The following is a 23,539-nucleotide window of genomic DNA, read 5'->3' as shown; positions in this document are numbered from 1 at the left end:
CCCCCGCTGCTCCGGCGCCCTTAAGATCATCAGCCTGATCGGCGACGGCCCGGTGATTGAAAGGATCCTGCGCCACCTGAAGCTGTGGCACCGGCCCGAGCGTCCGCCGCCGCGCCCCGCCGGGCGAGCGATCCAATACGATGAGCAGATCGCCGGCCTTGACAAGGCCGGCCAGGGGCCGTATCCGTTGAGTCCGATCGGGAACGTTGGAGCTTGGGCATGCGCCAATGGATAGGGCCCAGTGAAGCTATTTTTTAGGGATGAGCGATTCTATATGGTTGGCTGCACCGCAGCTGACACGCGGAGTAATCACTACTCCGATTGGGCCGATGTCACCCAGGGAACCTCCGCCGCTTGTGCCACCTCCGACGGCTCTGCCACCGCCACCTGCCCCTCCAGCAACTCCTCCGCCACCGCCTCTGCCGCCGCCACCTGCCCCTCCAGCAACTCCTCCGCCACCGCCGGACCGCGCCATGCTCACGACGAGACTAGGTAATACAGCCGTCAGCCTCTCTTCCGGAGTTGCCGGCCCGGCATCCACGAGGAGCCACAGAGGAGCGCTGGCTCCGCCCTCGAGAACCGGCTCGCTGCAGAGCAACTCATAGGTGCTTCCGCCCCACGTAAACTTGATGGAATTTCCGGCGATCGTGCCGGCGAGGCTGAAATCGTAGCCTTCCCAAGGCTGCGTGGACATGATATACCGCTGTTGCGGCTTGAGCGAGAAATAGACGAGTTTGCCGTTGCATCCGCCGGTGCCAGCCGAGGCGGTCAGCTTGCCGTCGACAACCACATCGAATCCGAATGCCCATATATTCGAGGTATCCGGAACGACACTCGCCTGCACGCCGGTCGAGGATGGGTTCTGCATCATGATCCGGTGCGTGGAAGCCACCTTGATGATGTCGGAAATCTTGCTGCCGGTCTCCGGATTGGAGAGGATATCCATGGAAAGGATGTCGCCCTCCGACACCTGCTGGGATTTCGGGTACTGGGAGGGCAAAAACGTCACGTTGGGTTGAACCGGAGCGGAATCGATCCGTGTCCTGGCAGGGGGCTCTCCGCCCAGCGCTCCTCCGCCGCCGCTGACACCGCGAGCGCCCACGCCACCGCCGCCACGTCCACCTGCGATTGCGCCTGGGATGCCGGACTCAAATTTCTGCAGGCTCTCGGGACTGAGCCCCTTCACCGTAACCAGGAACTGGTTGGAATTCGGCACTGCTCCGACCACAAGATCGTAGCCAAAGAAGAGCGAACCGTCGGCATTGAAGATGACCCTCTGGATCGCGTCAGCACCGACGTAGGTGCGGGCGTGAACGACTCGTCGATCGCCTTCGGAACTCAGAATGGACCTGAACGACACGAGGATGTTGTTGAATGTAACGAGAGATCCTGTTCCGGCACCCCCAAATCCACCGCCTCCGCCTCGCGTCGGAGCAGGTTGCTGAAATCCCCATGCCGAGGTCGCGAGGGCCATACTCAGGATCAAGAATCCGCGCAATTTCACGCTCATTTTTGATCTCCTTTGATAACGTGTAACTGAAGTTGAGCTACCGGGCGGAAGCCGGTCAGCTCCATCGGCTGATCTTCGTTCTCCAGCGCAGCCGTGGCATGCGACGCACGCTCCCTTGAACTGCCGGCAGAAACCGCCGGCAGATAAACGATCTGGGTCACAACCTTTTCCCGAACCACAGGGACTGTAATGACCTTCTCAGGCATCGACAAAATCGGCGCAGGACTGGCTGAGTAGAGGAAGTGCCCGATGACCGCCATCGACGCCGCCTGCAGTATCAGCAGCAACGCAAGCACAGGCGCCGGCAGCCGCACCGGCCTCAACCAGACGGGCATCCGGCGGAACCGCATTTTTTCGTACGTGGCAGCCATGCGCGTGTCCAGTCCAGCCGGCGGATCGGGTATCCGCCATTCATTCAGAAGCTCTTTGAAGTTCCTTCCCATTTACAATTCCTCCACGTTTTGCGGATCGGAATTTCCGTTGAAGTAGGGCGTGAGCAGTCTCCTGAGGTTTGTCCGGGCGCGATGAAGGCGCGCCTTGACCGATCCAAGATCGGCGCCAACGATCACAGCGACCTCAGCCAGTGGGAGCTCTTCGTATTCAGCCAGCACAAGCACCTCTCTCTGCCTGGCCGGGAGGCTGCCTACCGCGGACTTCACCACTTCGCATAGCTCGTTGTCCAGGAGCTGGTCCAATGGACCCGTTGGCCCCGGAAGATCGACCGGCAATTCCTCGGCAGCGTCGTTGTCGGGATCGCGCAGATATTTTCGCGCCAAGTTGTGCGCGGCTGCATACAGATAGGTCCGTAACGACGCGCGCCCAGGGTCAAAACGCGAAAAGTTTCGTATCACGGACGCGAAACAATCGTGCATGATATCCTCGGCGGCAGCGTTTGAGCCAAGCAGCCGCAACGCATAGCTATAGATCCCCTTGCGATAGCGCTCGTAAAGCAGGAGAAACGCTGTTTCCTCCCCTTCTCTTGCACGACGGATCAGTTCTGCATCGTTCATGAGTACATGCCCGGGAGACTGCCGGCCAGTACGAATTAAAATAGCTCTGGATTGAGGCTATGCGCGAAGCCGCGCCCGTCCGGCACCTTCTGAGAAGAACCTCCGCCCTCTTCGGCCACGCCGCCGCTCTTCCCGTCGGTCAGCTGCGTGAAGCAACCTCGTGATCCGATCTCGAGTCTAACTTGGCGCCTATACTATTATTACCCCGATGTTCCCAAAAGGTACGTTTGTGCACTCCTTGCTGTCTGGCGAAACGGAGTCAGGCTCTGCGGGGACGCAACCTGACAAGGGAGAACCAGACCGACGGTGCGGCAATCCGCCACCGGGCCTCTAGCAACGGAAATCGCTGCAGGCTTTTGCTTTTGCAGAGCGAACACCGGAGTCATGCCTCAAAGAATCCCGGGGCCTGGGGCAGAGCCACAGCGGCTGTCGGACCGACAGCCGACCACGTTGCAACCGCGGCGCCCTTTCATAATGCGTGGGTTTCGCTGTCACCAAACCAAAATGGGCACTTGGCTTTTGGGCAGCGCGTGCGCAATTATTCGCATTTTATCGTCGGTGGGATAGGGTGCTGAGCGACTGGGGCACGGCTTTCGATCATCGGCTTCGGGTCGAAGTCTTTTCGGACAGGACCCACGCATCCGGATCGAGTTCCACCTTGGCCGGGTGGCGCGGTAGTTTGAGCGCTACCGGACTCTGTGCGCCTGATACCATGATGTCAGCCGTGCCACTTTGATTGTTTCCGAACGAAAAAACCAGGGGCAAGATCATCCGCCAGTTTTCCGGCGCATTTTCCTGGAAGATCGTGCCCCGAAGCATGGCGGTTCCATCCGGTTGATCCTCGATGACATACTCGAGGCGATAGGAGGGGAGTGCGGTCTGATACACCCACTGATCGAAGAACCAGTTCAGGTCACGCAGGCCGGTCCTTTTTGCAGCTGGAGTCCCGGCAAAATGTTCGTTGGCAGCGGCGCGGAAATCGTCTGTGGAGGCAGCCTTGCCGCGGAATTTATTGACGAAGTCCGCCATCATGTCAAAGAAGGCTTGCCCATTGCCGTTTGTGGGGTCGATGAAAAGAAAGTGCAGCATGCGTAGGACCAGTGCGCCCTTGTTGTAGATCAGGGCCGAGTAACTGCCTGCAGTTTGGGTGCTTTCGAGCCGGTGCCCGAGGATAATCGGGCCCACGTCATTAAGGCGCATGTCCCCCACCCCTGTCGTAGTACGCGGGGGTTTCTTCAGCGATTCCCGGCACGCATTGACGAGATCCTGTGCGGCCTTGGCACTGTCGCGCTTGCCTGTGTAGAGGATTCCGGAGTATTTCGCAAATCCCTCGCTCAGCCACTGGTCCCGATATGAGCGCCACGCCACGATGTTGCCCCACCACTGATGGGATGTTTCGTGGGATATGAACGAGAAGGTATTCTTGCTGCTGGTCCCGGCCGGCGGCAGCATCAGCATGGTCGCAAAACCCTGGCCGCAGCCGAACGGATGAATGGCAGCGCCGAAGGTGGAGTACGGGTATTTGCCGAAGAGTGCAGTGAAATATCTTATGGCGTTGTCCAGTTCGGAAAGCATGAAGTTCTCGTTTACCGCCATGATCGAGCCGGGGAGCGAGTTGAATTCCATCGGCGTCTGGCCTCCGCCCTCCCATTTGACCTGCGCCTGGTGCCGCTCAAACGGACCCACGGCGAAAACAGCGAGGGCCACAGGCTGCTCCATCCGATACCGAGTCACCAAATATTCTCTGGAGGCCGGATCGGCTTCCTCCTGAACCCGGGCGCCTGTTGCGGCGATGCGCACCTCTTTTCTATGGTGGAAAGTGAGGTCGTACGTGGAACGTTGGAGATACCCGTGACGTGGGAACCACGCCTCGTTGGAATAGGGGTAATAGCAATTGGGAAGGCCGTCAACCTCCCTCATGAAGTCCCCCTCGAGTTCCACCTCAACCGTCAACGTCTGCCCAGCTGCCGCCGGGGTGGGAAGTATCACGCTGAAACCGCCTTCCCAATCCGCCTGGATCATCTCCGCCGCAGCGCTGTTGACCCGGGCTGTCTTCAAGCGCAGCTGTTTTTTGAGACGGTCGCTGTCTCGTTCGGGGAGACTCTCGCCGATATTCATCGACAGGACGTGAAGCCGGGGCGCACGGATCAGCATGTCGATCTTCGCTGCCAGCTTCAACGTTTTCTTCGGCTCACGCAAGTCGAGATCCATCACATAATTTTTGATGTCCACAAGATCATTACTGTCCGAGTAACGGATAATGCCCCGTTCATAATCACCCTGGCCACAGAAGGCCGTCCAGATGTCCGTGTAAAAAACTTCGGAGTGATAGGAATAAATAATGCCGACTTCACCGCCGTTGAGCTGGAAATTGGCGACCGGAATCCTGTTCTGGTAGTCGAGCAGCAGATTGAACCGCCCACGCTCGCCGCCGCTGAAATCGCCAAAGAAGAATCCCGGATTCTCATGGTTCAGGATTGAGGCCAACGCGCGGGCGGCGAGGTTGGCTCCGGTTTCCTTCAAAACCCGGGGGATGAACTCCGTAGCCGCCCGAGTGTTGTCCAACGCCGAAGGCGTGCGTGATCCACGCGCGGCGCTGGCCTGCTGGAACGTGTCATCGGTGAAGATCATGACGGCAGTCTGAAATGAGGATTCGACCTTGTCCGCTTTGAGCAGCCGCCGGACATTATCCCGCTCAAAGGGCACCGGCGGGATCGGGGCGCTGAAAGATCCCTGTCCCCGAAAAACCGCGCCGGTAACCTGACCCAGGATTGGCGCAGAAAAATAGAAGGAACCCGTGAAGGTCATCTGAACCCGGTCCCGTTTCAGGACCAAGTTCTCCACATTGAAGGCAGCGCCGTTAAGTTCGAAGGCGCGGATGCGCCCATAAGCCGCCATGGGAGAATCTGCGGGCGGCTGTTGTTGGGCCAAGCCGGGAGTCGCGATACACAATAAGAGCGCTGATACCCGGGCGCAACGCGCAATTTCAAGGATGATGGCACGCATCGGCCAATACCCCCCGTGAGGAAAAGATGCAGACACACATTGTCTAATACGAATTGGGTGTCCACAACCTTACCACCTGTTTACGTTCTTCCACAATCTTTTCGACGGCTGGTGCAAAGGCCTCATGCAAACGGATCCCGGCAGGGCGTTGACGGGTTTTCTGCCCCTTGAAAAACTCTGCGCCTCTGCTTCAAGTACGACCGCAAGCTGCTCGCCCTGTTGAGCCAGTGTTTCTACGCCTCGGTCAAGGAGCTCTTTCAGCATGCAGCCGGCGATCGCCGCTCGCTGCCCGGCATGATCGCCTCGCTGCAGTGCTACGGTGACGATCCCACACGGTTTCATCCTCATCTTCATAGTCTGGTCACCGACGGCCTTGTCTCCCCGGAAGGCTCCTTTGTCCCCGTCTCGTACCCGGATCCGGTCCGTATCATGGAGCTGTTCCGTCACAAGCTCGTCAAGGCGCTGCTCGCGCGGGAAAAGATCGCGCCGCGCCTAGTCGAGATTATGCAGAATTGGGTCCATCCGGGCTTTTCTGTGGGACCGGCCCGAGCGTCCGCCGCCGCGCCCCGCCGGGCGAGCGATCCAATACGATGAGCAGATCGCCGGCCTTGACAAGGCCGGCCAGTGGCCGGACGCGGCCTCCTGAGGCGGTCCCGGGCTCATGTGCTTTCAAGACGGCCGCCCTTGCCTTGAGTGTGCCCGAAATCAGCGCGGGCCCGGGGAGGGGGAGCGAGTCGGAACGTCCCGACCCGCTCCCCCTCCCCGTCTCCCCTCCTGGGGCCCCCTTTCAAGGACGCGGCAGCTGCTTCCCATCCGAAATCGGGGATATTTTCGAGATGCTTCCAGGCCAGGTGCACCATCCCCACCGACCCGCTCCAAAACAATTCCCTATCATTCACCGGTCGAAATGCGGGCGCAAAAACTGAAGCCCGGACCCATATGGAATTTCTCGGCGACTGAGTTTCGCGACAGAATCTGCCTAGCGACCGACAAGGTAGCCAGGACGAGCCCTGATCGAAAACTTGCGTCCTTTGATGCGTACCTTGAGGTTGTGCCAGCCTTCCCTTGAGACGCCGCTGGGCTCGTAGGTCACCAGATACCGCTGGCGGAATTCTTCAAGGATGCTGAGAAAGACTGCACTGAGGTTTTTGGTCGATTCGACCTCGAGGAGGGAGCCGCCTGTGAGTCCGGTAAGATCACGAAGAAATGTCATGTTCGGCAGCCGGCCAGCTGACACGGCGTAGACAACCGCATCACTGCGTTTGGGCGTGTCGAGTACTGCGTCGCCTGTCAACCAGCTCGAAGTGTCGAGGCCATCACTGAACACGACGACCAGCGGGCAGCCGAAGTCTGTCTTTCCGACGATCAATCCCGCATAGCTGGCGTCGATCAGGGAGGTCCTGCCGAACGGTCTCACAGAACTGAGCGCCGCCTCCACACGCCCGGGGTCACTCGTGAGTGTCGAACCGAGCGCCACGACGTGGCTGAAGGTTACGAGCGCGGCGCGGTCGTCCTTCCTTAACTCGTCGAGAAATACATGCCCCGCGTTTCTCAGGTTATCGAGCAGTTCACCGGCCACGCTTTGGCTCATGTCGAGCACCAGGATCGCGTTGATGGGAATCTCCTCCAACTTCGCAAACTCGATCTGCTGCCGGACGCCGTTGTCAAGCACTTCAAAATCCGCCAACTTCAGTCCAGGCACCGGCTTGCCGCGGTCGGTCACCAGCACGTCGATCCGCACCTCCTCCCTTTTGACGGAAATAGTGATCTGCGCGGTCACGGACAGCGCCGCGGCCAGCACAAAGACCACGAGAAACGCCGGCGCCCTACGCATCATTTCGGCAGTCCTCCAAACGCTTTGCGCATCTCGGCCACGAGCTCACTCGCGTTGCGGACGTGCGCGACGTTGTAATCCCACCACGGATCTTCGCGCTTGGGATCCATGACCGGTAACGTGAGGACCTGTTTCATGGCGGGCAGCATGCCGGCAGGATCACCCGCACCGCCTGCAAGGTGGCTCAACGCGAGCAACGGCGACTGTGCAGTCGGATACAGCATCGCGGCGCGCTCAAACTGCTCACGGGCCGCGTCATCGTGCCCCAGAGCCTCCTGTTCGTGGCCGAGGAACAGCGCCGGCATAGTACTGAAGCTGCGGATCCGTCAATGCCACAGCAGCTTTCCTTAGCTCGGCGGCGGCCTCGTCGTGGTTCCCAAGGAGGCCCATCACGCGCCCAAGCCGCAGATGCGCTTCTGAGAAGCCGGGCGCCGCATTCAGAGCCTGCTGCAAGAACCACCGGGCCTGCCCGAGTTCCGCTTTCTCGGAGCCAATGGCAAATCGGACGCCTGGCGGCGGGAGTGCGTTTTGAGATTCAGGCGCAGCAAAGACCTCGTGCAACACCCCATCGAGAAAAAGAATGCTCGCATCCGAAGGGAAAATCGCCAGCGCTCGTTTGAGGTTGGTCTGCGCTTGCCCCCACTGATGCAAGCTCTGTTCGTAAGCGGTCGTGGCTACATACCACTGCCGCACCATTTCATCGCTTGATGGATTCGGAGAGACGGAGTCGAGCAGCATGCGTGCAAGTTCCCAGTTCACCCCTCCAGTTTGCCCGACCGTGCGGCCGTCAATGATCATGACCTCCGTCGTGCCGTAGTCCAACGGCGGTGGCCATCTATCTGACGCCAGGAGAGCGATGTCGGTGTGTAACAGCGCCCCCCGCTTCAGTACGCGGTTCGCAGTGCCGTTTTGTATTTCGTCGTCCGTAAGACCCAGCCAGTGCTGTTCCAGCGATCCCGTGGCGCGCGAGCTCGACTCGACGACCCATCGTGCCAGCTCTTTGACCTGGTCAACCACGCCCCTCAAGTCGCTCACCGACCAGCGGCTGATCGTATTGACTGCCTCATCCAACATTCCAGGGCTATGTTGCGCAATCGCGGTCCGCCACTTCTCCAGTTTGTCGAGCCAGTATTGCTCGTTGCGGTCCGCTTGTGTGCCCTGGGATGGAGAGCGCGCCGGCTCATCGCGGCCTGACAGCACTGTGCCGCCGGCTAAGACAACAATGAGGCTTGCGGCCAATGAGCAGGCTAGCCCACCAGTGAGGATAGTTCGCTGGGACGGGCCGCCGATACCCTTAGGATCGTTCGTGATCCGCGCTGCAACTCCTTCAGTCATTTGCCCTCCGGCAGAGCGGCTGCGACGCGGTAGCTGCGCGGACGGATAAGAAGGATTGGCTGCCGTTGTGCAGTTGCCCCTGCGGGAAAGTCCCATCCCTGCAGTTGCTGATGAAGAAAAATATGTCGACTGCGACGTGTGCGCCTCGACTGCAGACGTATTTTATACCTAAACCGTTTCGCTGGATACGCCCCTGCTCTAAGAGATCGGAGCGTTAAATCTCGAGGCCCGCTTAGTGCATGAATTCATAGATACTGTAATACAGGATCTGTCATCTATCATCGGTCATTTTCCAATTGTCATTGAATCCAGCCAGCTGCAAGTCATCAAAAATGGCCAATGACAAAGGGCAAAGAGCAAATGACAATTTCTCAGCGGCTTCCTTTGAGATAGGTGTCCAGCCAGGCTCGTTCGTGAAGCATCCGGTGCACCTGGTTCCAGTGGCCGGCAATTCCGTGCGGCTGGCCGGCGTACTGAATCATTTTTGCGGGCACGCCATTCTTCTTAAGGGCGAAGTACATCTGCTCCCCCTCTTCAAAGGGCACACGGTGATCCACTTCGCCGTGGATGAAGAGCGTCGCGGCCTTGACGCGGTTGGCGTACGTGAGCGGTGACTGGCGGATCATGATTTCACGCGCCTTCGGATCCCAAGGGGTGCCGTAAAACTCCGTTTCCTTGGTCCGGGCGATGTCGGCGAGGCCGTAGTCGCTGATCCAGTTGGAAATCCCGGCGCCCACGCAGGCGGCCGCGAAACGGTCCGGGTACTGCGTGATCAGCCAGTTGCTCATGAAGCCGCCGTAAGAGTGCCCGATGGTGGCGACGCGGTTGGCGCCAACCGGATAATTCTTGACGGCATAGTCAATCCCGGCCATCACATCCTGCCCGTCTTTCGTGCCCCAGGATCCCCACGTAGCCCAGAGGAACTTCTCACCATAGCCGGTCGAGCTTCGAAAATTCACCTCGAGGACAAAATATCCGTTGGCCGCGAAGTACTGGCTCTTGAAATCGAATCCATATCCGACCGCGCTGTGCGGCCCGCCGTGATTGCTGACGATGAGCGGGTAGAGCCCGCCTTTCGGGCGGTAGCCGTACGGATAGAGGAGCCAGCCTTCGACCGGCGTGCCGTCCGCGCTCTTGAAGTTCAACCGCTCCGCGCGGCTGAATGCGACTTCGGCAACAAGCGGATCAAAGATGTGCGTAAGCTGCTTTCCCCCGGAGCCGTCGATATTGGCTATGAAGATCTCGGACGGAGCTTCAAAACGGCCGACGGTGTATGCCATCTTCGTCATGTTGCGATCGAAGGAAAGCCCGCCGATGCGCCGCTCTCCCCTGGTAACCTGCTCGACCGCGCCTCCAGCCGCGGGGACGCGGAAGAGATGCGTAGTGCCGCCCACGCCGCCCGTGAAGTAGACATACTTGCCGTCGGGGCTCCATTGCGGGCCAGCGGGGAGGTAGTCCCAATCTGCAGTGAGATTCCTCTCTTGGCCGCCGGCCGCAGGCATCACAATGAGATCCACGGGGCCGCCGTGGTCAAGCTTTTTGGCGATGACCATGTCGAGCGCAAAATCGCGCGTCGCCAGGATCAGGCGCCCATCGGGCGAGTAGCGCGCGTTTGCATAGGAATAAGCGGGATTCGAAGTGAGTGTCCGGGTGCGGCCGTCGAGCGTGACGGCCCAGACGTCGCTGCGTCCGTAGGCCCTTTCATTGCGGTATCCCGAGTCGGCGGTGAAAAGGAGTTCCGTGCCGTCTTTGTTCCACTGCAGGCCGGCAGGCCGGAGCCCCAGCCGCGTGAGCTGTTTCTCCGTTTTGTCGGCCGCGGTAAGAAAGACTTCCTGCGGCGGGGTCACGTTCGGATCCACACGATTCGGCACCGGCCAGGGCGCGCCGTCGCGCTTGTAATCCAGCCAGTCGATTTCGAATCCCTTGAAGCGCTCCTCATGCCTTCTGGCAAAATCGGATTCAAAGACGGGGTCGCGCTTCGCCGGAGGAGTGTTGCGCACCGCCGCGACCCACTTGCCGTCGGGGGACGTAGTCGGTGCTGCACCGCCGCCACGCCCGGCGCCGCCGCGGCCGCCGCCTCTTCCTCCGCCCGGCGCGGCGGCTGCGGTCTCTGTAATCTTGTCCGGCGCACCCGGATCAACGAGGTACGAGCGCCCGCCGGCGCTGAACCGAAGGCGATTGTCGTCGGTCCACTGCGGCCCACTCGAATCGGCGCCCTCGGCGCTCACCCGGCGTTCCGGGGACGACGCATCGGCAGCGACAAGCCAGACCTCGCTCCTGTTGCCGTTGGTCTCCTCGATGCGTGTGCCGACGGTAAACGCAACCCAGCGGCCGTCGGGAGAGAGTTCGGGAGATCCGATGGTCTTGATCCGGTAATAGTCCTCTATCGTGAGCGCGCGCCCCGCGCCGCGGGCCGCCGTACCCTGTCGCGACATCGGCACAGACCGGGCTGGGGAAAACCCGATTCCCGCGGCGGCGACGGCACAGAGCAGTATCGCAGACCTCCAGGAGCGAAGACGCACATTCGTTAGTAGACCCATCCTATTAGGCACGGCGAGACTCCTTTCAGGGTGCAGCCGGCGGACTGCGGCGGTGGCGCCGTGGCACGACTGCCGCGGCGGGACATCGCCGCTCCCACACCTGGCGCATGGTTTGATATGGCACGAATCGGCAGGCCTAAAATACCACCGATCGAAAGGCAGATCAGCCTGATTGTGATGGCATGAATCGCTGAGTCCAGGCCCACACAGGCAGCAAGTGTTATTTCCCGGGATGCGGCTTCGTCGCCCGAATGAATGCGCTTGCCGCCGAAGGTGTTTCTGCCCTTCATGCCATCAGAAGCGCGCCCTGCTCTTTGCCGAGCACGTCGACGAAGACCTTTGGGGCGATCTCCCCGTACGCCAGTACCTCGTCACGATTCCCAAAATGCTGTGCCTCTGCTTCAAGTACGACCGCAAGCTGCTCGGCCTGTTGAGCCAGTGTTTCTACGCCTCGGTCAAGGAGCTCTTTCAGGATGCAGCCGGCGATCGCCGCTCGCTGCCCGGCATGATCGCCTCGCTGCAGTGCTACGGTGACGATCCCACACGGTTTCATCCTCATCTTCATAGTCTGACGGCCTTGTCTCCCCGGAAGGCTCGTTTGTCCCCGTCTCGTACCCGGATCCGGTCCGTATCATGGAGCTGTTCCGTCACAAGCTCGTCAAGGCGCTGCTCGCGCGGGAAAAGATCGCGCCGCGCCTGGTCGAGATTATGCAGAATTGGCTCCATCCGGGCTTTTCTGTGGGACCGGCCCGAGCGTCCGCCGCCGCGCCCCGCCGGGCGAGCGATCCAATACGATGAGCAGATCGCCGGACGCGGCCGGCTGAGGCGGTCCCGGGCTCATGTGCTTTCAAGACGGCCGCCCTTGCCTTGAGTGTGCCCGAAATCAGCGCGGGCCCGGGGAGGGGGAGCGGGTCGGGACGTCCCGACCCGCTCCCCCTCCCCGTCTCCCCTCCTGGGGCCCCCTTTCAAGGACGCGGCAGCTGCCTCCCATCCGAAATCGGGGATATTTTCGAGACGCTTCCAGGCCAGGTGCACCATCCCCACCGACCCGCTCCAAAACAACTCCCTATCATTTAGATCCGGAGGGAAATGCGGGCATCCTGACTTCTTCGCTTACAGGTGGCACGATCGGGATGGCATGGCCGGTACTGACGCCGGGCATGCCCAATGAATTGGATGGTCATTGATTTCGATTTTTGACATCCGTCTTTTCGGATTGCGGGCGACCTGCCGGTCGCCTCTACTTTGTGGCGACGGTAAGAAGGAACTGCCGGTCGCACCTGCGGGGAGAATTCTGCATTGGCTCCAATCCGACTCGTGATATTCTGACCCGCACAGCACGAAGGCCATGGTTAATGACTCAATCTGCGAATTTTTTACGGAGGCACATATGGGCGCAGGCAAGGTTCGCAATTCACGTCGCAATTTCCTGAAAGCTGTGCCGGTAGCGGTGGCCGGCGCGGTGGCGCCGAAAGCGTGGGCGCAGGGACAGGCCCCGCAAAATGCCGGGCCGGTGACCGCTGACACGATCAAGGCGGCCGAGGTTCTCGACGGCGTCAAATTCACGCCCGAGGAAGAAACGGCAGCAGTTCGCGGCGCGAATTCAAACCTCAACAACTACAACCGCCTTCGCCAGCTCAACATTCCTCAGGACACCGAGCCGGCCTACGTGTTCAAGCCTTCGCTCCCGGGCAAAGAAACGAAGGGCCCGGCGACGCCCGGCGCGGCGATCAAATACTCCAAACCGACGCAAGCGTTGAAGCGCCCGGCCAATCTCGAGGACGTCGCGTTCTGGCCGGTCACGAGGCTGGCCACGCTCATCGAACGCAAGCTGGTCACGTCGACCGAGCTTACCAACATGTATTTGTCGCGCCTGAAGAAGTATCAGCCGATTCTCAATTTCTATGTGACGCTCACCGAGGACCTTGCCCTCAAACAGGCTGCCGAAGCCGACCGCGCCATCGCCGCCGGCAAATATAAAGGCCCGCTCCACGGCATTCCCTGGGGCGCGAAAGACCTGTTCGCCACCAAAGGCATCAAGACTACCTGGGGGGGCGAACCGTATGTCGATCAGGTTTTCGATTATGACGCCACCATCGTCGAGAGGCTGCGGGATGCGGGGGCCGTGCTGGTCGCGAAGCTGACACTCGGCGCGCTCGCGCAGGGCGACCAGTGGTTCGGCGGCCGAACGAACAACCCGTGGCAGCCCGATCCCAGGAAGGCCTCGTCGGGATCGAGCGGATCGTCGGCCGGGCCGGGATCGGCGACCGCCGCCGGGTGCGTCGGGTTCGGCATCGGCACCGAGACCCGCGGTTCCATCATGTCGCCCACATCGGTGAACGGCGTCGTCGGACTGCGCCCGACGTACGGCCGCATCAGCCGTTACGGCGCGATGGCGCTGTCGACGACAATGGACAAGGTCGGCCCCCTGTGCCGGTACGTCGAGGACTGCGTCGTCGTATTCAACTCCATCTACGGGCCGGACAAGCGTGACGGCAGCGTTGCCGACGCCGCGTTCCGGTGGGATCCGCTCGCGCCGCTTTCGGGCTACACGATCGCGTATGCGAAGACCGCGTTCGAGAACGCCGGCCAGCGTGGCGGCGGTCGCGGACCGGCAGCCGCTGCGCCCGCTGGGGCTGCGGCCGGCGCGGGTGCAGCAGCGGGCGCGGCAGGTGCGGCTGGAGTTGCGGCTGGAGCGCGCGGGGACGCCGCCGCGCGGGGCGGACGCGGCGCAATGACGCCGGAGGCACAGGCGGCACAAGCCGCACAGGGTGCCGAGATCAAGAAAATGTACGACGATGTTCTCGAGGTCTACCGCAAGCTCGGCGCGAAGCTCGTGCCCATCGACGTGCCGCCCGAAATCAACCAGATTTCCAATGCGATCGGCTTCATCCTCGAGACCGAGTCGGGCGCCTCGTTCGACGCCGCCACTCGATCAGGCGACATCAATAAGCTCATGGCACCCGCGACGTCCCGCAGCTCCTGGCCGAACACATTCCGCCAGGCGCGGCTCGTGCCGGCGGTCGAATACATCCAGGCGATGCGCGCGCGCACGCTCCTCCTGCGGCTGTTCGACGACTTCATGTCGAAGTACGACGCGCTCCTCGAACCCGGCACGGGCGGCACCCTCGGCGCGACGAATCTCACCGGGCATCCGGCGATCGCGCTGAAGTGCGGCTTCATCGGCGGCCTGCCGCGACCTCTCATGCTGACCGGACGGCTGTACGAAGAAGCGACGATCTGCCGCATCGCCCTGGCATTCGAGCAGGCGACCGAATGGAAGGACCGCCACCCGTCATTAACCGCGTAGCAGTCGTCGGGATCGGGATAATCGGGGACAGGCACGAAACCGATCGCACGCAACTGAACGCGCAACGGCAGACAGCGCTATGCCCGAAGCCGGCCAGACATTCATAGCGATGGAGCTGCCTCCCCTGGTGATTTCAGCGAGGCCGGAACGGATTGCAGACTCGAACCGGGCCGTATTGTTGGCCATGATTGAGGTCCTCGCTGTACAGGATTTTGGCGCCCAGAATCTCAGCGGCAGTTAGAATGGCGGCGTCCCAGTATGCGAGCCTATGACGCACGCTCGTCTCGATGGCAATCTTGACGAATCCCGAATCGACCGGGAGACACGGGAAAGATTCCAGTTGCTCAATCCATTCCATCGCCGCCACTGGAGACAATGGAACCTGGATTTTCCGTACCACCGTCACATAAAATTCCTGCAGCACTTGAGCGGACAGACCGAAATTCTCGTTTTCGATCAAATCCAGCGCGCGCTTGCGCTTCGGCAGCTCCGGGCCAAAGCCCGCGGCCGCGTATACCAGGATGTTCGTATCCAGGAAAGAGTCAACGGTCATGCAGGCTCTCACGCTTCCAGGAGAGGCTTCCAATGCGCCCCTTGGATTTCTTGCTCAGTTCTCGAATCCGCCGGCGCGCAGCGCGCGCGCGATCTTCGCTCTTGGCGATGCCAGTAAGAAACTCGCGGACCAGGCCGTTCACCGAGGATTCGCGCTCAGCTGCATAGCGCCGCACCGTCGCCAACACTTGTTCGTCGATACTTAAAGTGATGTTCTTCATGACACACAGTATATGTGTAACTGTGTTGAGGGTCAAGAACCGTCAAGCTCCTGCCACAGTACTTGGCATCCAATACCGGCCTGAACCAACGCGGCGGTGGTTGTGGATGAACGTACCCCAACGCTCGTCAGAAGCGCACCCTGAGTTCGCCGGAGATCTGGCGCTTGAGGATGTCGCCCCACACGTGGTTTTGGATCGGCGAGTTGGCCACGTTGGACACTTTCAACATGGTCATGTATTTGCCGGCGCGCCAACTTATACCGCCGCTGGCGTTGACCACGGTGTAGGCCTTGGTAGGACCGCTGTAAATCGTGTTAATCACGTCATTCCAATAGGCGCTGCCCACATAGCCGACAGACACACGGCCCAGATGGCGCTTATAGTCCAGGTTCAGGCCTGCGTTGAAGCGGTGCGCGGGCTGGAGGTTGATGCCCCAAAGGCCGATTTCGTTTGCCACCGGCTTGGCTTGCCACGAATAGTTGGCTGAACCGCCGAGGTAGCGATTGAGACGCACGTCGGCGCTGAGCTCGAGTCCCTTGTTTCTGACCTTGCCGGCGTTCTGGGTGGCAATGAGCGCCGGCAAACCCTTGCCGGGCCCCATGGCATTGGCGGCAATCAGTGCGTCCAGCACAAACGGAGGCAGCGGCCAGCCCGGCGGCGGGTTGTCCGATGCGTACGAAACGGTCTGCAACCAGTAAAAATCGCCCTTGCTGTCGTTGACGTAGAACGCGGCGCCAAGGCTGGCCCGGCCCCGGGCCACCATTGCGGTGTAGCCGACCTCGTAGGCATTGAGCGACTGTTCCTTGAGGTCCCCGTTGCCCGACACACGCAGCGGGAAACTAAAATAGTTGCCCGCGAGCTGCGGGTCGATCAGGCCGAGGTCGATCCCGGACATCCCGGTGTCCTGAAAGTAGTTAAGCTGGGTCCACGGAGCAACGTACGCCCGATTGTACGAGATGCGGAAGGTCTGGCCCGCTGTCGGCTTGATCATGAATGTCGTGCGGGGTGATAGGATTGCGCCCTTCAGATTATCGAACTTGTCGATACGCACCCCGGTGACCCAGCGGAAGTGATCGGAGAGGAGGATCTCGTCCTGGAAATAGGCGCCCCCTTCATCGTGCCGTCTGACTCCCGGCATCTGCGGTGCTTTGACCTCCATGTGGCGGAAACTGCCGCCGTAGCTGATCAGATGTTTCGCCCCCAGCATGCGGGAGTTCCCGAACTCGACGTGGTAAATCTGGGCTCTGGGCTGCCATCGTAACGGTTGTCCGGCGGGGTCGACAAACAGTAAATAAGTATCCCTGGCGCTGAAAGTATTGACATAGCCCGTGACCCTCAGTGCGCCACGGACGTAATCCGCCTTTCCGTAACCGGCTTTGTCGCTGGCGTCGGCCTTGCTGGGACCCATACCGGAATAATAAATCCCGCTGCCTGCGGCATAGCCGCCCGCGAATGTATAGTGCTGCTTCCCATCTGGCAGGTCATGATCGAGCCGCACGTTCAACTTCGACTGAGTCGCGCCCGCGTTTGGATACGGGGGATAGGGTGTCAGATAGGGATTCGGGATGGCGCCCTGCGGCTGAGCGAACGCATCCTGTGTGGAGGCGCCGGCGGTGATCTTGAATGCCCAGCGATCGTTCAAGGCCTGGGCGTGCGCGGCACTCAAGTAATATTGAGAGCCTCTGTTGCTGTCGGCGGCCCCGCCCGAACGGTCGAATGTCCCCATTCCAAGTGAGAGCGTCGTCCCGAGCATCTCGCGCGGCCGTTTGGTGACGATATTGACGACACCGTTCAAGGCATAGGTGCCCCAAACCGCCGACGCCGGCCCGCGGATTACCTCAACCTGATCGATTTCGTCGAGGCCTGTCGGCACGAATTCCCAGTCGGCAGCGCCGAGATAATCGATATAGATCGTGCGCCCGTCGATCAGCACGAGCTGGGAGCTAGGCAGCACTCCGCTCGCGGAGCGGCTGGTGACGGAGAATTGGCGCGCTGATGCCTGTATGACGTTCATCCCGGGCACGGAGCGCAGCACCTCCGCCACGTTTTTGGACGGCGAGTCCCGCATCGTCTCCTGCGGGATGACCGTCGCCGCGGCGGGCGCGTTCACAACTTCCTCCTCGAACTTCGAGGCCGTGACTACGACCTCGTTTCTGAGGCCGATCTCCAAGGTAAAATTCACCGGCGCCTGGGCGCCGGCGTCCACCGATATTTCCTTCACGGTGGCTGTCAGAAAACCGGGCGCGTTCACGGTGACTGCGTAGTTCCCGCTTGGGACGGCAGGAATGGTCCAGACGCCAGTTTCGTTTGCGACGGCTCTGAATTCGGATCCTGTCCGGGCATTCTTCGCCTTGACTTCCGCTCCCGGGACTACCGCACCGGATGGATCTTTCACCGTGCCTGTCAAGCCTCCGGTCGTCGGCGCCTGAGCTGCGGCGATCGACGCAAAAAACAGAATCAGGGGCAGAGAGAAGAGAGCGGGCTTTGCCACTGCTCGAACCATGCGATCCTCCCGTTTCACGTCCATAACTGTGGGACATTCAGAGTGAATCTGCCACGGCTGCAGCATGCTCAGATGCGATGGAGCCAGTCTATCACGAATGGCGTTCAATTAGTTCCTGTCACGACATTTGCAGGCCATATCGAAAAACCGGATGAAGAGCCTGGACCTGGACTTGGACCTCGGCGTGGACATGGACGGTCTTGTCCGGCGTAGACTTACCAGACGTAGCACATACCAGATCGCCCCCTTATCCGTTCATGTCCACGTCCAGGTCGAAGTCCAGGAGGGGAAATAAGCAATCTCGCGAAGAACCGTTTAATTACCATTCGTGCCGGTCATTGATATTCGCATAGTCCTCGAGGGTGGTGCGGCCGAAGATGGGCCGGCCGCCGAGGGAGGTGCGGAAGGCGTAAAGCGTCAAGGCGAGCAAGAGGCCAAGTCCGATAAGCCCAATCCCTGAATACCAGGCTGACGGGTGCATGGTAATTGGAAAGCCGAATAGTATAGATGCAAATAGGTATGCCGCCGCGAGTGCCACGACGCCAAAACGCAACTGAATGAACACGTAAACGGAGAAAAGCAGCACCATGAAGATCAGTTCGATCGGCAACGAGTTCCAGCCGGCACCATTCAAGGCCATAAATATCGCGATATACCCGACTGCTGCCCCCCACGTTCTCTTAAGCAGGAGCCGGAGCAGAAAAAGAGCGAACAGAGAAATAAAAGCAAATATCAAGCAATGGATCACCAGGCCTGAGAGGCCGGCGATGATTGCATGAACGCCAGACAAGAGATATAGCGTCCCCATTCCGAGACCGGCCCAGGGCTGCACCTGTGGGGCGCCGAACCATGCTGCAACAGGGTATCTGAGATAATTGAGCATCACCCATACGACGCCCGCCACACAACCGGCCAGCAGGTCACGGCCGACCAGAGGATCCCTAAGGCTCCCCGCAAGAAGACGGTTCCAGGCAACCAGCGCACCGGGCCACCGGCGCCGGATGAATGGCTCCAGGGCAATATACACAAGCCAGAGCGCGCCGCTCCAGAACAGAGCATCCCCGGCGGACATGACGAACCGGCTTAGCTCTCCAGCCGTCGGCACATGATGTTCGGCAAAGACCCACGCGATTTCGGTCATGACGAAGGCAAACCACGCCAGGCGAACGGCCCCGCGCCGGTCGCCACGACCCATGCACAGGTTGCGCCGGGCCAGCAGCACGCCCCCCACAAGACACACGAGAAAAAAGCAGACAAAGAATATTGTTATACTGGGAGTGCTTCCCACAGATCCCGATGAAAGGATTCGGCGGGCCGAAGGGTCGTCCCAGGAGGGTGCGATCAGGCGCCACGAAACAGGCCGGCCATGGCGCGCAGCCGCTTCAATGCGTATCGACTCCTGGGGAAGATCCGGCAGCACTCCCGTCCACGCGGCGCGCGCATCCGCGTATACCGGCGGAGTCATCTTAGGTGCTTCCGGCGTGAATTGCGCGGGGTCGATGCCGGCCGCCCCAAAAAGCGCAGCCCAGTCGGGCGGCTGCGACCCGTCGGGCAATGTGTCCGCTTCCCGGGGGATCACGCGCAGATGAGTCAGGTTGCCGCGCGAATCCAGCCAGACCACCGCCTCACCAGGAAGCATGGGAGGATCTATGAAATCGACTCCACCCCGGACATTTTCAGACTTGATCTGCCCAGGGCTCCAATGTTCAAGGTAGGTCGGGGACTGTCGGTACCAGAATTGGATCGTGAATGCAGGCGGATGGTCCCAGGGCTTGGCCGACGAATCCGGCTTCTGCGGATTGTAAAACTGAGCGTTCGATTCAAAGCCGTATGCGCTGTCAACGAGGGGTTCTGTGTAACCGGCAATCTTCAGAATGTCTCGAGCCCGCTCGACGAGTACTTCCGGCGGCTTGTCTACCGGCACGCGCTGAAAGAGCAGGGCTTGCCGGCCCAGCAATACTGCCGCGCCGATGCCCACGATCACGAAGGCCAGGCAGGACCAGGCTACCCAAGGGCGGAGTCCTTCCGTGCTTCCCGACGCTGCTACCATCTCTGGAGATGGCGTCTCGCCCGCGGCCAGCGCCGCTGCGAGCGGATCACCGCCGGGGAGCGCGGCCGCCACCTGCACGGCCGAACCCGGGCGCTGGCGCGGATCTATCTCGATGCAGCGCAGGATGACCCGCTCAACGATTGGATCGATATCGCTGGTAATCTCCGAGGGAGCAGCCGGCGGCGCGCCCTCCTTCTTCGCCCGCAGCTCCGCCAATGACTTCGCATCGAAGGCGCGCCGGCCCGTGTACAGCTCATAGAGCACGAGGCCCAGAGCGTAGATGTCGCTTTGCACCGAGGCGCCCTTGCCTGCGAACTGCTCCGGCGCCATGTAGGCAGGCGTGCCCGAGACGTCCCCGGCCGGGACCTCTTCCCCTGCCGCCACGGCCAGGCCGAAGTCGGTGATGCGCACGTGGCCGCGGCCGTCGATCATCACGTTCGCCGGCTTCAGGTCCCGATGCAGGACCCCCTTGTTGTGCGCCGCCGCCAGCCCAGCGCACAATTGCCGGGCGACGTCGAGCGCCTTCGTCCCGTGCAGGTTGCCGATGCGCTTCAAGAGCGACGCGAGGTCCTCGCCGTCGATGTACTCCATGGTGAGGAAATGCCGGCCGTCGAGTTCGGAGATATCGTAGACGCGGCAGATGTTAGGATGCGAGACCTGCCGGGCGATGCGCACCTCGGCATAAAAGCGCTCGCGCCGGACGGGATCGTCGACCAATCCCTTGGGTAGGAACTTCAGCGCCACCGGCTGCCCCAGCTTCAGATCGTCGGCGCGGTAGACCTCGCCCATGCCGCCGCGCCCGAGCAACCCGATGATGCGGTACCGGCCGGAGAGAACCATGCCGGGGGTGAATCCGCCGGCGGGCATGGGGCCGGAGGAAATCAGGCGGCCGACCGGAGATGAAATCATCGGCGCCCCCGCATCGGCCGCGGGCGTGGAAGGCGAGTCTGCCTTTCCAGTAGGCATTTGCGAAGGTGAGCTCAGGGGCGCGCCGCAGGATGGACAGAATCTATGAGACGGCGATAACGCCCCGCCACAGGACGGGCACCTCATCGAGGTTCTCCGTTCCAGGTCCATACTCATGAGTTGGAAGCAGCAAGGCTACGGCACCCATATTCCTGGCCGCCCGCATGAAAGTCAACAGGTTTGAGCTTGCAGGTTTTCGGCAGGAACTGTCACTCGTCTGCGCGGCTTCCACTCGCAATCATCCGCATTTATGCACGATCTACCACTTCGACGGGTCCCGAGGCCGGACTCTGAGGCAGCTCATCGCTTCGCGGGTGAGCGGCCGGTCGCCCCTACCCATTGACGAATTTCTGGAGCCGGCCGAAGTAAAGTTCGGTTTCGTATTCGACGCGCACGATGCCGCCATTTTCATGGCGTGAAAAAATGCGTTCGAGTTCCGCCATCATGGGCTCGAAGTTCGGGTGGCCCGGCAGCGGGGCATACGAGGCAGAAAGCAGATTACCTTTGAGACTTTCGAAATCGAGATCCCGGGCGTTGGGGAATGTGCGCTTTTGCAGGAGAGGCGAGAAGCCGCGCAACGACTCTGCCGTGACGTTGCGGTGATCGACCTGCCGGTAATCGAGGGCGAAGGTTTGCAGCAGCCGTTCATAATCGCGGAAAAAAGGAGAGCTGTCCGTCTTGCGGGTGTTCCACACCAGCGCGACCCATCCTGGAGACTTCAGAATCCTGAGGAATTCCGCCCGCGTCCGCTCCTGGTCGAACCAATGGAAAGCCTGTCCGGCAACGATCAGATCCACCGAGTCCGCAGGCAGCGAGGTTGCTTCTGCGGCTGCCTTGATGCTGATGAAACCGGCGTGCCCGCGTAACCGCTTCTCTGCGGCCGCGCGCATCTCGTCATTGGGTTCTACGGCGTACACGACATTCCCGCACTTCAAGAACTTAGCGGACAGAATGCCTGTCCCCGAACCGACATCGGCAATCACCCAGGCGGGCGTGAGTCCCGCTTCCTTGACGAGGCAGTCCAGGATCTCATCCGGATAATCAGGCCGGTAGCGCACATAATTGTCGACCCGATTGGAAAAGCGCGCTGCCGGGTTTCGATCCGGCGCCGCTGCCGTTTCCGTGGCAGCGGGTATCGGCACAGTGCGATTTCGTTCCCGAGCCGCCCTTTTGAGTTCCTCGAGATCGTCCAGGCTGCGGGGCCAGTCGTTTCTCAACAGGCGTGAGAGACCGCGATCAGCCAATAACCTGCCGCCCGTCTGACAATTCGGACAGTAATTGGTCTCGTTTTCCGCGTATACGATCCTTTGGACCGGTGCGCCGCAATTCGGGCAGGGCTTTTGATAACGGCCATGCACCGCCATTCCCGTCTGGAAGGCGGTAACCTTCTCCGGAAATACGGATCCGGTTTCGCGGCGCAACCGGTCGATCCATGACCGCAGCGTTTCCTGTACGGCCTGATGGAGCCGCGCGACTTCATCGTCATCAAGCTGATCGGTGCGTTTCAGCGGGGAAAGGCGGGCGCGATGCAGGATCTCGTCCGAATAGGCGTTGCCGATGCCGCTGAAGATGCGGGGATCGGTCAGCGCGCGCTTGAGGGTGTGATTTTCTCTCAGGAGGGCGGGTGATAGGTGCGCACCAGAAACGGACTGGCCACACGTATCATCTCGATGCGCTGGCCCAACACACGCGCGTGGAGGTGTTCGAGATAGATGAGGATATCCGGGAGTTCAGGCATGATCGAAGGCCGCCGGCCGATGTTTCACCGCACATTATATTAACCGGAAGCCAGATCGTGATTCATGTTTTTCAACCGTTCCCATGGCTGGGCGGATGTGGTGACCCCAGCCATCTTTCCGGACCTAATTTGGACAAGCCTGATTCGATGCCGGCTCGTCGGGCCTGGATTGACGCGGTGACCCCAATATTTCAGACCTATTGTGGACAAGCCTGATTCAATGCCGGCCTTTCAGGCCTGATCACGGCGCGAACGTCAGCTGTCGGGCGACCCGCTCGATCGTTCCTGCAATGGGCTTCTAAGGCTGGCGAGATCGTTGGTCTATGAAAGGCTACCCTTCTCGATACCGCAGGTGCACGGTCGGCCGCGCACCTGCGGTTCTTGTTAGACCGTGATCGGGTGGGTCTGCCTTCGCGGGCAGGAGGGCAGGGCCATTTCGTTCTCAAAATCCGGGGCACATGCGTCCATACATTCGTCCGGATTGCAGCAGGTCTGGCATAGCCGCTTGAACGCCTGGACTCCCGATAATCTGACATCGGGGGCAAGAAATCCCGCCTTCACCTGCTCCGAGCGCAAGAGATCCGTGCTGAGGTACTTCTTGTTGTCGTCGGAGAAAATCGTGACCACGACGGCATCCCTGCCGAGGTCGTTCTGGATCTTGAGGGCTCCCAGGAAATTGGCCCCGGAGGAGATCCCGACTCCGAGCCCGAGCTAGTCGATGCCGCCGCCTCGTTCATCGGGATGTGGGTGGTGATGATGGCGGCCATGATGCTGCCGTCGCTCGTGGACCCGGTTGATCAAGAAAGTGTACGAAGCGGACCCGCTGGTCTGCCCCCGCTGCTCCGGCGCCCTTAAGATCATCAGCCTGATCGGCGACGGCCCGGTGATTGAAAGGATCCTGCGCCACCTGAAGCTGTGGCACCGGCCCGAGCGTCCGCCGCCGCGCCCCGCCGGGCGAGCGATC

19 protein-coding genes and 1 pseudogene are annotated in these 23,539 nt (G+C 60.9%); 3 read left to right on the top strand and 17 right to left on the bottom strand.

The window, feature by feature from the left end:
- A partial coding sequence (locus LAP85_26710) for a hypothetical protein (protein MBZ5500005.1) occupies window positions 1-235 on the top strand: 235 nt, incomplete at its 5' end.
- Between the two features lie 12 nt (window positions 236-247).
- Here LAP85_26710 and LAP85_26705 read toward each other — a convergent pair.
- From LAP85_26705 to LAP85_26690, 4 genes are all read right to left on the bottom strand, one after another.
- The gene (locus LAP85_26705) at window positions 248-1,510 is read right to left on the bottom strand and encodes a hypothetical protein (GenBank protein ID MBZ5500004.1); all 1,263 of its coding nucleotides are present in this window, start codon (window positions 1,508-1,510) and stop codon (window positions 248-250) included.
- The gene (locus LAP85_26700) at window positions 1,507-1,953 is read right to left on the bottom strand and encodes a hypothetical protein (GenBank protein ID MBZ5500003.1); all 447 of its coding nucleotides are present in this window, start codon (window positions 1,951-1,953) and stop codon (window positions 1,507-1,509) included. The genes LAP85_26705 and LAP85_26700 overlap by 4 nt, the downstream gene beginning before the upstream one ends.
- A complete protein-coding gene (locus LAP85_26695; GenBank protein MBZ5500002.1) occupies window positions 1,954-2,520 on the bottom strand; it encodes a sigma-70 family RNA polymerase sigma factor in 567 nt (188 codons plus the stop codon).
- Between the two features lie 597 nt (window positions 2,521-3,117).
- Window positions 3,118-5,418 carry a hypothetical protein gene (locus LAP85_26690; protein MBZ5500001.1) on the bottom strand — a complete coding sequence of 767 codons (2,301 nt, stop codon included), beginning with the start codon at window positions 5,416-5,418 and terminating at the stop codon, window positions 3,118-3,120.
- A 327-nt stretch (window positions 5,419-5,745) separates the two neighbouring features.
- Here LAP85_26690 and LAP85_26685 point away from each other — a divergent pair, with 327 nt between their 5' ends.
- On the top strand, window positions 5,746-6,120 hold the full coding sequence (locus tag LAP85_26685; protein ID MBZ5500000.1) for a transposase: 375 nt from the start codon (window positions 5,746-5,748) through the stop codon (window positions 6,118-6,120).
- Window positions 6,121-6,505: 385 nt separating this feature from the next.
- On the opposite strand, the gene LAP85_26680 is transcribed toward LAP85_26685, so the two are convergent.
- From LAP85_26680 to LAP85_26655, 6 genes are all read right to left on the bottom strand, one after another.
- The gene (locus LAP85_26680) at window positions 6,506-7,363 is read right to left on the bottom strand and encodes a VWA domain-containing protein (GenBank protein MBZ5499999.1); all 858 of its coding nucleotides are present in this window, start codon (window positions 7,361-7,363) and stop codon (window positions 6,506-6,508) included.
- Window positions 7,360-7,665, bottom strand: a complete 306-nt coding sequence (locus LAP85_26675; protein ID MBZ5499998.1) for a hypothetical protein — start codon at window positions 7,663-7,665, stop codon at window positions 7,360-7,362. Before LAP85_26675 ends, LAP85_26680 begins: the two co-directional genes overlap by 4 nt.
- On the bottom strand, window positions 7,616-8,695 hold the full coding sequence (locus LAP85_26670) for a tetratricopeptide repeat protein (protein ID MBZ5499997.1): 1,080 nt from the start codon (window positions 8,693-8,695) through the stop codon (window positions 7,616-7,618). Before LAP85_26670 ends, LAP85_26675 begins: the two co-directional genes overlap by 50 nt.
- A gap of 371 nt (window positions 8,696-9,066) precedes the next feature.
- Window positions 9,067-11,247, bottom strand: coding sequence for a S9 family peptidase (locus LAP85_26665; protein ID MBZ5499996.1), 2,181 nt, complete (start codon window positions 11,245-11,247; stop codon window positions 9,067-9,069).
- Between the two features lie 274 nt (window positions 11,248-11,521).
- Window positions 11,522-11,788 carry a hypothetical protein gene (locus LAP85_26660; GenBank protein MBZ5499995.1) on the bottom strand — a complete coding sequence of 89 codons (267 nt, stop codon included), beginning with the start codon at window positions 11,786-11,788 and terminating at the stop codon, window positions 11,522-11,524.
- Window positions 11,789-11,796: 8 nt separating this feature from the next.
- Window positions 11,797-11,961, bottom strand: a complete 165-nt coding sequence (locus LAP85_26655; GenBank protein MBZ5499994.1) for a hypothetical protein — start codon at window positions 11,959-11,961, stop codon at window positions 11,797-11,799.
- A 664-nt stretch (window positions 11,962-12,625) separates the two neighbouring features.
- Here LAP85_26655 and LAP85_26650 point away from each other — a divergent pair.
- Window positions 12,626-14,545 carry an amidase gene (locus tag LAP85_26650; protein MBZ5499993.1) on the top strand — a complete coding sequence of 640 codons (1,920 nt, stop codon included), beginning with the start codon at window positions 12,626-12,628 and terminating at the stop codon, window positions 14,543-14,545.
- 133 nt (window positions 14,546-14,678) lie between these two features.
- On the opposite strand, the gene LAP85_26645 is transcribed toward LAP85_26650, so the two are convergent.
- The 7 genes and pseudogenes from LAP85_26645 to LAP85_26615 all read right to left on the bottom strand — a co-directional run bounded on the left by LAP85_26645 (window position 14,679) and on the right by LAP85_26615 (window position 23,202).
- Window positions 14,679-15,098, bottom strand: a complete 420-nt coding sequence (locus LAP85_26645; GenBank protein MBZ5499992.1) for a PIN domain-containing protein — start codon at window positions 15,096-15,098, stop codon at window positions 14,679-14,681.
- Window positions 15,088-15,318, bottom strand: a complete 231-nt coding sequence (locus LAP85_26640; protein MBZ5499991.1) for a DUF6364 family protein — start codon at window positions 15,316-15,318, stop codon at window positions 15,088-15,090. The genes LAP85_26645 and LAP85_26640 overlap by 11 nt, the downstream gene beginning before the upstream one ends.
- A gap of 127 nt (window positions 15,319-15,445) precedes the next feature.
- Window positions 15,446-17,821, bottom strand: coding sequence for a TonB-dependent receptor (locus LAP85_26635; GenBank protein MBZ5499990.1), 2,376 nt, complete (start codon window positions 17,819-17,821; stop codon window positions 15,446-15,448).
- 319 nt (window positions 17,822-18,140) lie between these two features.
- The gene (locus LAP85_26630; GenBank protein ID MBZ5499989.1) at window positions 18,141-20,780 is read right to left on the bottom strand and encodes a serine/threonine protein kinase; all 2,640 of its coding nucleotides are present in this window, start codon (window positions 20,778-20,780) and stop codon (window positions 18,141-18,143) included.
- A 389-nt stretch (window positions 20,781-21,169) separates the two neighbouring features.
- Window positions 21,170-21,973, bottom strand: coding sequence for a methyltransferase domain-containing protein (locus LAP85_26625; protein MBZ5499988.1), 804 nt, complete (start codon window positions 21,971-21,973; stop codon window positions 21,170-21,172).
- A 42-nt stretch (window positions 21,974-22,015) separates the two neighbouring features.
- A pseudogene (locus tag LAP85_26620) lies at window positions 22,016-22,575 on the bottom strand (hypothetical protein).
- A 384-nt stretch (window positions 22,576-22,959) separates the two neighbouring features.
- Window positions 22,960-23,202: a hypothetical protein gene (locus LAP85_26615; GenBank protein MBZ5499987.1), complete on the bottom strand. Its 243-nt coding sequence runs from the start codon at window positions 23,200-23,202 to the stop codon at window positions 22,960-22,962.
- Between the last annotated feature and the right edge of the window lie 337 nt (window positions 23,203-23,539).

This window comes from Terriglobia bacterium (assembly GCA_020072565.1).
Classification (GTDB): Bacteria; Acidobacteriota; UBA6911; order UBA6911; family UBA6911; genus JAFNAG01.
The sequence above is the reverse complement of the archived record's forward strand: the minus strand, read 5'-3'. Positions and strand labels throughout refer to the sequence as shown.

Bases quoted from the DNA above. Each gene is read 5' to 3' on its own strand.
- LAP85_26705 (MBZ5500004.1), bottom strand. From the start codon at position 1,510: ATGAGCGTGAAATTGCGCGGATTCTTGATCCTGAGTATGGCCCTCGCG.
- LAP85_26700 (MBZ5500003.1), bottom strand. From the start codon at position 1,953: ATGGGAAGGAACTTCAAAGAGCTTCTGAATGAATGGCGGATACCCGAT.
- LAP85_26695 (MBZ5500002.1), bottom strand. From the start codon at position 2,520: ATGAACGATGCAGAACTGATCCGTCGTGCAAGAGAAGGGGAGGAAACA.
- LAP85_26690 (MBZ5500001.1), bottom strand. From the start codon at position 5,418: ATGGCGGCTTATGGGCGCATCCGCGCCTTCGAACTTAACGGCGCTGCC.
- LAP85_26680 (MBZ5499999.1), bottom strand. From the start codon at position 7,363: ATGATGCGTAGGGCGCCGGCGTTTCTCGTGGTCTTTGTGCTGGCCGCG.
- LAP85_26675 (MBZ5499998.1), bottom strand. From the start codon at position 7,665: ATGCCGGCGCTGTTCCTCGGCCACGAACAGGAGGCTCTGGGGCACGAT.
- LAP85_26670 (MBZ5499997.1), bottom strand. From the start codon at position 8,695: ATGACTGAAGGAGTTGCAGCGCGGATCACGAACGATCCTAAGGGTATC.
- LAP85_26660 (MBZ5499995.1), bottom strand. From the start codon at position 11,788: ATGAAACCGTGTGGGATCGTCACCGTAGCACTGCAGCGAGGCGATCAT.
- LAP85_26655 (MBZ5499994.1), bottom strand. From the start codon at position 11,961: ATGGAGCCAATTCTGCATAATCTCGACCAGGCGCGGCGCGATCTTTTC.
- LAP85_26650 (MBZ5499993.1), top strand. From the start codon at position 12,626: ATGGGCGCAGGCAAGGTTCGCAATTCACGTCGCAATTTCCTGAAAGCT.
- LAP85_26645 (MBZ5499992.1), bottom strand. From the start codon at position 15,098: ATGACCGTTGACTCTTTCCTGGATACGAACATCCTGGTATACGCGGCC.
- LAP85_26640 (MBZ5499991.1), bottom strand. From the start codon at position 15,318: ATGAAGAACATCACTTTAAGTATCGACGAACAAGTGTTGGCGACGGTG.
- LAP85_26635 (MBZ5499990.1), bottom strand. From the start codon at position 17,821: ATGGTTCGAGCAGTGGCAAAGCCCGCTCTCTTCTCTCTGCCCCTGATT.
- LAP85_26630 (MBZ5499989.1), bottom strand. From the start codon at position 20,780: ATGATTTCATCTCCGGTCGGCCGCCTGATTTCCTCCGGCCCCATGCCC.